Consider the following 6,814-nt stretch of genomic DNA (forward strand, 5'->3'; position numbering starts at 1 on the left):
AGCGAGCATGGTGGGAGAACGAGACAAAAAGTTTACGATTTCGAGGCGCATAGTGGGCCTACGCAACGAGAAATCGGGGATTTTTTGGCCGCTCTCCCATCAGCGCAGTAGATTGTTCCTAAGGCCGACAGGCTCCTAGGAGCGCACCTCGCGGAGCATTGCGGAATCCGGGTGGGACAAGAATAGGCGGCGATAGGCGTTCTGGCAATCGGCAGGCTCTTTACCAAGGCCCATGTAGAGTCCATGGGGAGAGAGCAACGGATTGGGCTCGCCAAGGGCGTTGGCGCGGTAACTGGACCAGCGATAATCTTCGGGGGTATCGACCATCGCGGCGCGTAGGGGATTGAGCTCGATATAGCGGTAGCAGGCGAGCAAATAGCTCTCCTCTTGGGTGGCGTTCGCCTTGAAACGGCCTTCCCACAGGGTTCCGGTGCGTTAGTAGCTGTGGTTGATGTAGGGTACGAACCGTCTGCCGAGTGCCTGTAGCGTAGCACCGATCGCTTGCGCTTCGCGCGGCGTCATCAGCAGATGGATGTAATTCGTCATCAACACGTACGCGTGGATCGAGCAACCGTGATCGCTTGCGGCCCGGCCTAACCACTCGAGGTAGACTCGGTAGTCGTTGTCGTCAGAGAACACCGCCTGTCGATTGTTGCCCCGTTGCTGCACGACATGGACGGGAACGCCCGGAAGGAAGAAGCGTCGTTTGCGGGGTATGCACAGACTCCTGGCTACGGTCGGAAGCGTAGGAGTATATCTAAAAAAGGGTTCTGACCCCTTTACTTACGATCGGTTGATGCGGAAACATCACGCATCTTGACATCAGTTTATATGCATTTTATTGTCGCTCGATCATGAGAACGACTCTGGAAATCGATGATGATGTCATGGCCGCGGCGCGAAGCCTCGCCGGGCAGCGTCATGAGACGATCGGAAAGGTCGTCTCGGACCTTGCACGCCAGGCATTGCTTCGCCGACCCAAGGTCACTTCCCGTTCCGGAGTTCCATTGTTGCCGGTAAAGGAGGGCTCGAAGCCTGTCACCATGGAAATGGTCAACGAGTGGCGCGATGGCGACAAGGAAGCATGAGCGCGTACCTGCTCGACGTGAATGTACTGATCGCTCTGCTGGACCCCGCCCATATCAACCATGATGTTGCTCATCGCTGGTTCGCAAGAGCCCGCAAACAGCGTTGGGCAACCTGCCCCATCACCGAGAATGCGGTGACGAGAATCCTCTCGAATCCCGCGTACCCATCCATTGACTGGATGCCGAACGAGGTCATGAACCACCTCGATGGTTTCCTCGCCGAGGAACAGGGCCACGTCTTCTGGGAGGATTCGATAACCCTCCAGGACGAACGCCTGTTTGACCGTTCGATGATTCGCGGACACAAACAGCTAACCGATATTTATCTGCTCGGACTGGCGGTCAGGAATCAGGGAAATCTCGCCACGTTTGACCGATCCATACCCTGGAAGGCTGTCAGGGGGGCGGGCAAGATCAGCTTGGCGATACCCTCGTAGTCCGGTCACATTTGAAGACAGTTGTCGCCCCACTCTGATCACCAAGATGTCGCCAGTCATCCTCAATCCTGGTCACCTTGCGGTTCCGATGCTCGCGGTGCTGATCTCCGGTGGGTCGTGTCTGGCCGAAGACCCGCTCGATGCCGCCACCCGCATTCGCGTGGAGAGCCAGCGGGAGGCCGCGGCCTCCCAGAACCGGATCGACGCGATGTCGGCCGAGTCGGCCGCCATGCTGGAGGAGTACCGAGGGATCCTGCGTGAGACCGACGAACTCCGGACGCTGAACGACGACCTCGAGGCCCGGATCGCGGAACGGGATCGCGAGATCGCTACACTCGATCGAGAGATCCGGGTCGCGGCGGTCCTGCGCGGGGAGATCGAGCCCCTGCTCGCGCGCCAGCTGAACGTACTCGAACGATTCGTGGAACTGGATCTCCCGTTCCTTCCCCGGGAACGGGGCCTGCGGCTGGACCGACTGCGCGAGATGTTGGACGATCCCTCGGTTACCCCAGCGGAGAAGTATCGGAGAGTCGTCGAGGCCTGGCAGGTCGAGATCGGTTACGGTCGCAGCGTCGAGGCCTATACGGGGAAACTCACGTTGGGGGGCCAGGAGCGTACCGTCGATTTCCTGCGTGTGGGCCGCATCGCCCTGCTGTATCTCACCTTGGACGGCCGTGAATCGGGCATGTGGGATGTCGCGGACAAGCGTTGGCGCGAATTGCCGGAACGATGGAACGATCGCATCGCCACCGGATTGCGGGTCGCGCAACGGTCCCTGCCGCCCGAACTGATCATCGTGCCGTTGCCTGCGCCCCGGGAGGTGCCGTGAAGCGGGTGGTGTCGGCGATCGGCCTGACGCTATTGTTCGCCGGAGCGATTCCCGCCGCACAGGATCCGATGCAGGCGCTGCTCGAATCGGTGCGCAAGGACAGGATCGAGGAGGCGCGGGAGGACCAGGCGCGCGAGCGGCGCTTCGTGGAGGCGCACGATCAGCGGCGGGCGATGCTGGAATCGGCGCGCGAAGCATTGTCACGGGAGAGGGCGAGGGCCGAACGGCTATCGGACGCATGGACGGGGCGACAAACCGAATTGAACGCGTTGAGGGAGCGTCACGCCGAGGCAACAGGCGAACTGGGTGACCTTCAGGTCCTCTTTTCGCGGACGGCGGAAACGATGCGGGAGACGCTTGCGACCACGCTGACCGCACTCGATCACCCGGATCGATTGGCCGCCGCGGAGCAACTGACGCGAACAGATGGGATGCCCGCGACCGCGGACCTCGAGGTGCTCTGGGAACTGATGCTCGGTGAGGCCATCGCCACCGGAGAGGTCTCCCGTTTCCCGAGTCCGGTCGTCGACGGAACGGGCGTGACCCGCGAAGGAACGGTCGTGCGTGCGGGTGATTTCAGTGTCGTGTCGAACGGAAAATACCTTCGCCGCGATCCACGGACGGGCGGACTCGCAGAGGCCGGTACACAACCCCGCGCGTCGGTGCAGCGCGTGGCGGCCGGCTTTGAGGAAGCCACTGAGACGGCACCGCTCGCCGTGGACCCGCAACGCGGCGCGGCGCTGGCCGCGCTGCAGGGCCGGCCGGACTGGACGACCCGTATCCGCCAGGGTGGGGTGATCGGCTATCTGATCATCGCCCTCGGGTTCGCGGGGCTGTTCCTGACGATCGAGCGCTGGGTTTCCCTGAGTCGCACCGGGCGGCGGATGGAAAGACAACGTTCGCGTGACGTACCCGATTCCGAAAATCCCCTGGGCCGTCTGCTTCGGGTCCGGGACGACCCGGGTATCCCGGATCCGGAGACCCTCGCGCTTCAGCTCGACGAGGTGATCCTGGCAGAGCTTCCCCGCCTGCGGCGGGGCCTGGGGGCGCTTTCCGTGATCGCCGCGGTGGCGCCGCTGCTGGGTCTGCTGGGGACGGTGACCGGAATCATCGAGACCTTTCAGTCCCTGACACAGTTCGGGGCCGGGGACCCGCGCATGTTGTCCGGCGGTATTTCCCTGGCACTGGTCACCACGGTCATGGGCCTGATTGTGGCGATACCGCTGGTGATGTCACACAGTGTCCTGTCGGCGAAGAGCAACGCCCTGATCCAGGCCCTCGACGAAACCAGCGCGGCGATCGTCGCAGATTTCTCAAAGGGCAGGCGTGGTGCCGGGTTGGTTTGAGTCGGTCGGTGCCCTGGAGGCCCGGGGCGGTGAGACGTTCCTGGCCATCCTGGTGCTGTCCACCTTGATGTGGACCCTGATCATCGAGCGGTACTGGTTCCTCCGCAAGATCTACCCGGCGTGGCTGAGGCGCAACGCTACCGTCTGGCAGGACCGGCACGTTGGAACGCCGCAGAACAGGGAACGCGTGCGGGTGGGTTTTCTCGCGTCGGTCTCGCAGAAACTGCAACCTCACCTCGCACTGATCCGCGCCCTGGTGTCGGTACTGCCACTGCTGGGCCTGCTCGGCACCGTAACGGGCATGGTGAGTGCGTTCGACGTTATCGCCGAGATCGGGGCCGGGGACGTCCGTGTGTTTTCCTCCGGGATATCCCAGGCGCTGGTCAGTACCGCGGCGGGGCTCGTCACCGCGCTGTCGGGACTGTACTTCAGCATCGATCTGCAACGACGTGCCGAGGGTGAAGCAGAGCGTGCGGCCGGTCTGCTCGCCGGTGTCCGGCGGGAACCAGAGGTATCATGAGACGCTCCCACACAAAACCGGACGCGGCGGCCCTGGGAATCAATCTCACCCCCCTGATCGACGTCGTGTTCATTCTGCTCATCTTCTTTGTCGTCAGCTCATCCTTTGTTAGGGAGTCGGGGATCGACGTCGAGCGCCCGGCCGCGGACACGGCCGTTCCCAAGGTGCAGGGGAATATCGTCGTGACGGTAACCGACACGGGGGCTATCTGGCTCGAGGGTCGCGAGGTGGACCGTCGGGCCGTAAGGGCCCACATCGCGCGGCAGCACGCCGACGATCCCGCGGCCTCGGTCGTCATCGTTGCCGACACCGCATCCCGCACCGGTGCGGTCATCGATGTGGTCGATCAGGCGCGACTTGCGGGGGTGGCGAGTGTGGCGATCGCAACGACGCCCCGCGAAGAGGAATAGCATGAAACGCCTGGATCGCAGGGCTGCCATGAATTCCGACGGCTTCGTTACGTCGCTCGGTGGTCGCGATGAGATCCGCCTCGTGCTGAGTCTCGTGCCGGCGGTGGGTATCAACCTCCTGCTGATGTGGCTGATCCTCCGGCTGGTCGACCCGACCCGGTCACCTCCTCGGGAGGCGAATATCCCCCGGCCGGTCGAATGGGTTTCGGTGCAACCCGTGGCGGAGAAGGCTCCAGAGCCGTCCACGGCAATGCCGATGGCCGAGTCGCAGTCCGAACCACCGCTCCCGGCGCCTGAGCTGCCGGACACGCCGGGTAGGGTGTCCGCCGGGGCGCCTCCGCTCTCCCGTCCGCGCATCGATCTCGAGCTTCGACCCCTCGGGCGCCTGACCCCTACCCCGTCACCCGCCAGCGACATCGCGCGTCCATCCGCTCCCGCCCTCGATGTCGAGCCCAGCGCTCAGGTTGCTCCCGTCTACCCCCCGCGTGCCCGGCGGGCGGGGATCGAGGGGAGTGTGACGGTAGAGTTCACCATCACCCCGCAGGGCGGCGTCACGGGTCTGGAGGTCGTGGCTTCGCAGCCGCGTGGCGTCTTCGATGCCTCGGTGACGAAGGCGATCCGCCAGTGGCGGTTCACGCCGAGGGTCGTCGATGGCCAGCGGGTGGAACGGCGGGCGCGCAAGGAGATCGTGTTTTCGCTGGAGGACCGCTGAGGTGGCCCGAAAGCCCGCCGCAGAGCTTGTCCTGTGCATTGCCCTCACCGGGCTACCTCACTTGCCCGTTGCGGTTGCCGGATCGGGTTCGCTTTCCCGCATGGCGGAAACGACCCACAGATCGCTGGTCGGCGTGCATGCCCTGATCGACGACGGACGGTACGAGGATGCTGCAGGGCGACTCGATGCCTTGAAAGAACGTACGCGAGGGCGTCCCTACGACCAGGCGATCGTTGCGCAGACATCGGGCCATGTTCACCACGCGCTGGGTGAAAGCGATGCGGCGATCGCGTCGTTCGAGCGGGCACTGGAACTGGAAGTGCTACCCGACGCCGCGGACCGTGAGGTCAGATACAACCTCGCCGTGCTGCTGGTGGAGCAGGGGCGCTATCGTCAGGGTCTCGAAACCCTGGACACCCTGCTGCGCAAGGGGACCGATGCGAACGCCGAGACCTGCTACCTGGCCTCCGTCGCTCATTACCACCTGGGGGAATGTGACGCCGCGATTAGCTGGATCGAACGCGCCCTTGCCCTGTCAAGCGGGGCGCCCCGTGACTGGCGCGAACTGCTGGTGACCTGTCTGCTGGAGCGAGCCCGCTTCAACGAGGCGGTGCCGGTACTGCAGGATCTCATCAGGCAGTATCCCGGATCGGGGCGCTACTGGCAGCAGCTCTCCTTCGTTCATCAGGCGTCGGACCGGGATGCGGAGGCGATTGCGGTGCTGGCGCTTGCTCACCGTCAGGGCCTGCTGGATGAGGAGGCGATCCAGCGACTGGCAAGCCTCTATCTCCAGGAAGCCATGCCCTGGCGTGCCGCGAAGCTGCTCGAGGGCGCCATCGCTCGAGGCGAGCTTGCGCAGAGTGCCCGGAACTGGGGCCTGCTGGCCGACGGCCTGATCGCCGCCGACGAACCCGCCGAGGCAGTCCCGGTGTTGCGCCGTGCCGCGGAAACCGGTAACGCCGGTGAATCCTGGTTCCGGCTCGGCAGCCTGCTGTTCAGACTGCAGAGGTGGAAAGAGAGCATCGATGCGCTGGACCATGCCCTGGCCGAGGGCGGACCCGAGGACATCGGCAACGCCTACCTGATGCTGGGCGTGGCGGCGACCCGGGCCGGTGACATGGAGCGTGCGCAAACGGCCCTGCGCCTTGCGCTCGACGACCCGGCATCCGCGAAACCGGCCGGCCGGTGGCTCGATTGGCTGGCGCATCAGTCCCCGGATCAGGGATAGTGAAAACAGACGGTAGACCACCAGTGGACGAAATGCAGGGGTGTGCCGATCACCTCGAAGACCTCGTCGATGCCGGCCAGGACGAGCCAGCTGGATCGAAGGCGAAATTCAACCGGTGTCACCCCCGGCCTCCACTGCCGTGCTTTTCCTTGAAGGTGCCGAGCTGTGCTATCTCGTAGCCCCTCGGATAGGTGGGGCGTTTGACCCGGGTCAGCAGGTGGGGTTGGCGCCGCGCCGGCATCCA

Annotated in this window: 10 protein-coding genes and 1 pseudogene; 9 read left to right on the forward strand and 2 right to left on the reverse strand. The window is 64.3% G+C overall.

The window, feature by feature from the left end; all coding sequences use genetic code 11:
• Nucleotides 1–135: 135 nt before the first annotated feature.
• Nucleotides 136–375, reverse strand: coding sequence for a hypothetical protein (locus LJE91_02080; GenBank protein MCG6867543.1), 240 nt, complete (start codon nt 373–375; stop codon nt 136–138).
• Nucleotides 376–435: 60 nt separating this feature from the next.
• Nucleotides 436–669: a transposase gene (locus LJE91_02085; protein MCG6867544.1), complete on the reverse strand. Its 234-nt coding sequence runs from the start codon at nt 667–669 to the stop codon at nt 436–438.
• Nucleotides 670–854: 185 nt separating this feature from the next.
• On the opposite strand from LJE91_02085, the gene LJE91_02090 reads away from it, so the two are divergent.
• From LJE91_02090 to LJE91_02130, 9 genes and pseudogenes are all read left to right on the forward strand, one after another.
• On the forward strand, nt 855–1,088 hold the full coding sequence (locus LJE91_02090; GenBank protein MCG6867545.1) for a type II toxin-antitoxin system VapB family antitoxin: 234 nt from the start codon (nt 855–857) through the stop codon (nt 1,086–1,088).
• Nucleotides 1,085–1,525 (forward strand): VapC toxin family PIN domain ribonuclease, encoded by a 441-nt coding sequence (locus tag LJE91_02095; GenBank protein MCG6867546.1) that lies wholly within the window; start codon nt 1,085–1,087, stop codon nt 1,523–1,525. The genes LJE91_02090 and LJE91_02095 overlap by 4 nt, the downstream gene beginning before the upstream one ends.
• Before the next feature lie 46 nt (nt 1,526–1,571).
• On the forward strand, nt 1,572–2,354 hold the full coding sequence (locus LJE91_02100) for a DUF3450 domain-containing protein (protein ID MCG6867547.1): 783 nt from the start codon (nt 1,572–1,574) through the stop codon (nt 2,352–2,354).
• 88 nt (nt 2,355–2,442) lie between these two features.
• Nucleotides 2,443–2,538: pseudogene (locus tag LJE91_02105) on the forward strand (PE-PGRS family protein).
• 700 nt (nt 2,539–3,238) lie between these two features.
• On the forward strand, nt 3,239–3,700 hold the full coding sequence (locus LJE91_02110; protein ID MCG6867548.1) for a MotA/TolQ/ExbB proton channel family protein: 462 nt from the start codon (nt 3,239–3,241) through the stop codon (nt 3,698–3,700).
• Nucleotides 3,684–4,220: a MotA/TolQ/ExbB proton channel family protein gene (locus LJE91_02115; GenBank protein MCG6867549.1), complete on the forward strand. Its 537-nt coding sequence runs from the start codon at nt 3,684–3,686 to the stop codon at nt 4,218–4,220. Before LJE91_02110 ends, LJE91_02115 begins: the two co-directional genes overlap by 17 nt.
• Nucleotides 4,217–4,630, forward strand: a complete 414-nt coding sequence (locus LJE91_02120; GenBank protein MCG6867550.1) for a biopolymer transporter ExbD — start codon at nt 4,217–4,219, stop codon at nt 4,628–4,630. The genes LJE91_02115 and LJE91_02120 overlap by 4 nt, the downstream gene beginning before the upstream one ends.
• Before the next feature lies 1 nt (nt 4,631).
• Nucleotides 4,632–5,342, forward strand: a complete 711-nt coding sequence (locus LJE91_02125; protein MCG6867551.1) for a TonB family protein — start codon at nt 4,632–4,634, stop codon at nt 5,340–5,342.
• A 1-nt stretch (nt 5,343) separates the two neighbouring features.
• Nucleotides 5,344–6,570, forward strand: a complete 1,227-nt coding sequence (locus LJE91_02130) for a tetratricopeptide repeat protein (protein ID MCG6867552.1) — start codon at nt 5,344–5,346, stop codon at nt 6,568–6,570.
• The last annotated feature ends 244 nt before the right edge of the window (nt 6,571–6,814 follow it).

It is taken from the genome of Gammaproteobacteria bacterium (assembly GCA_022340215.1).
Classification (GTDB): domain Bacteria; phylum Pseudomonadota; class Gammaproteobacteria; order JAJDOJ01; family JAJDOJ01; genus JAJDOJ01.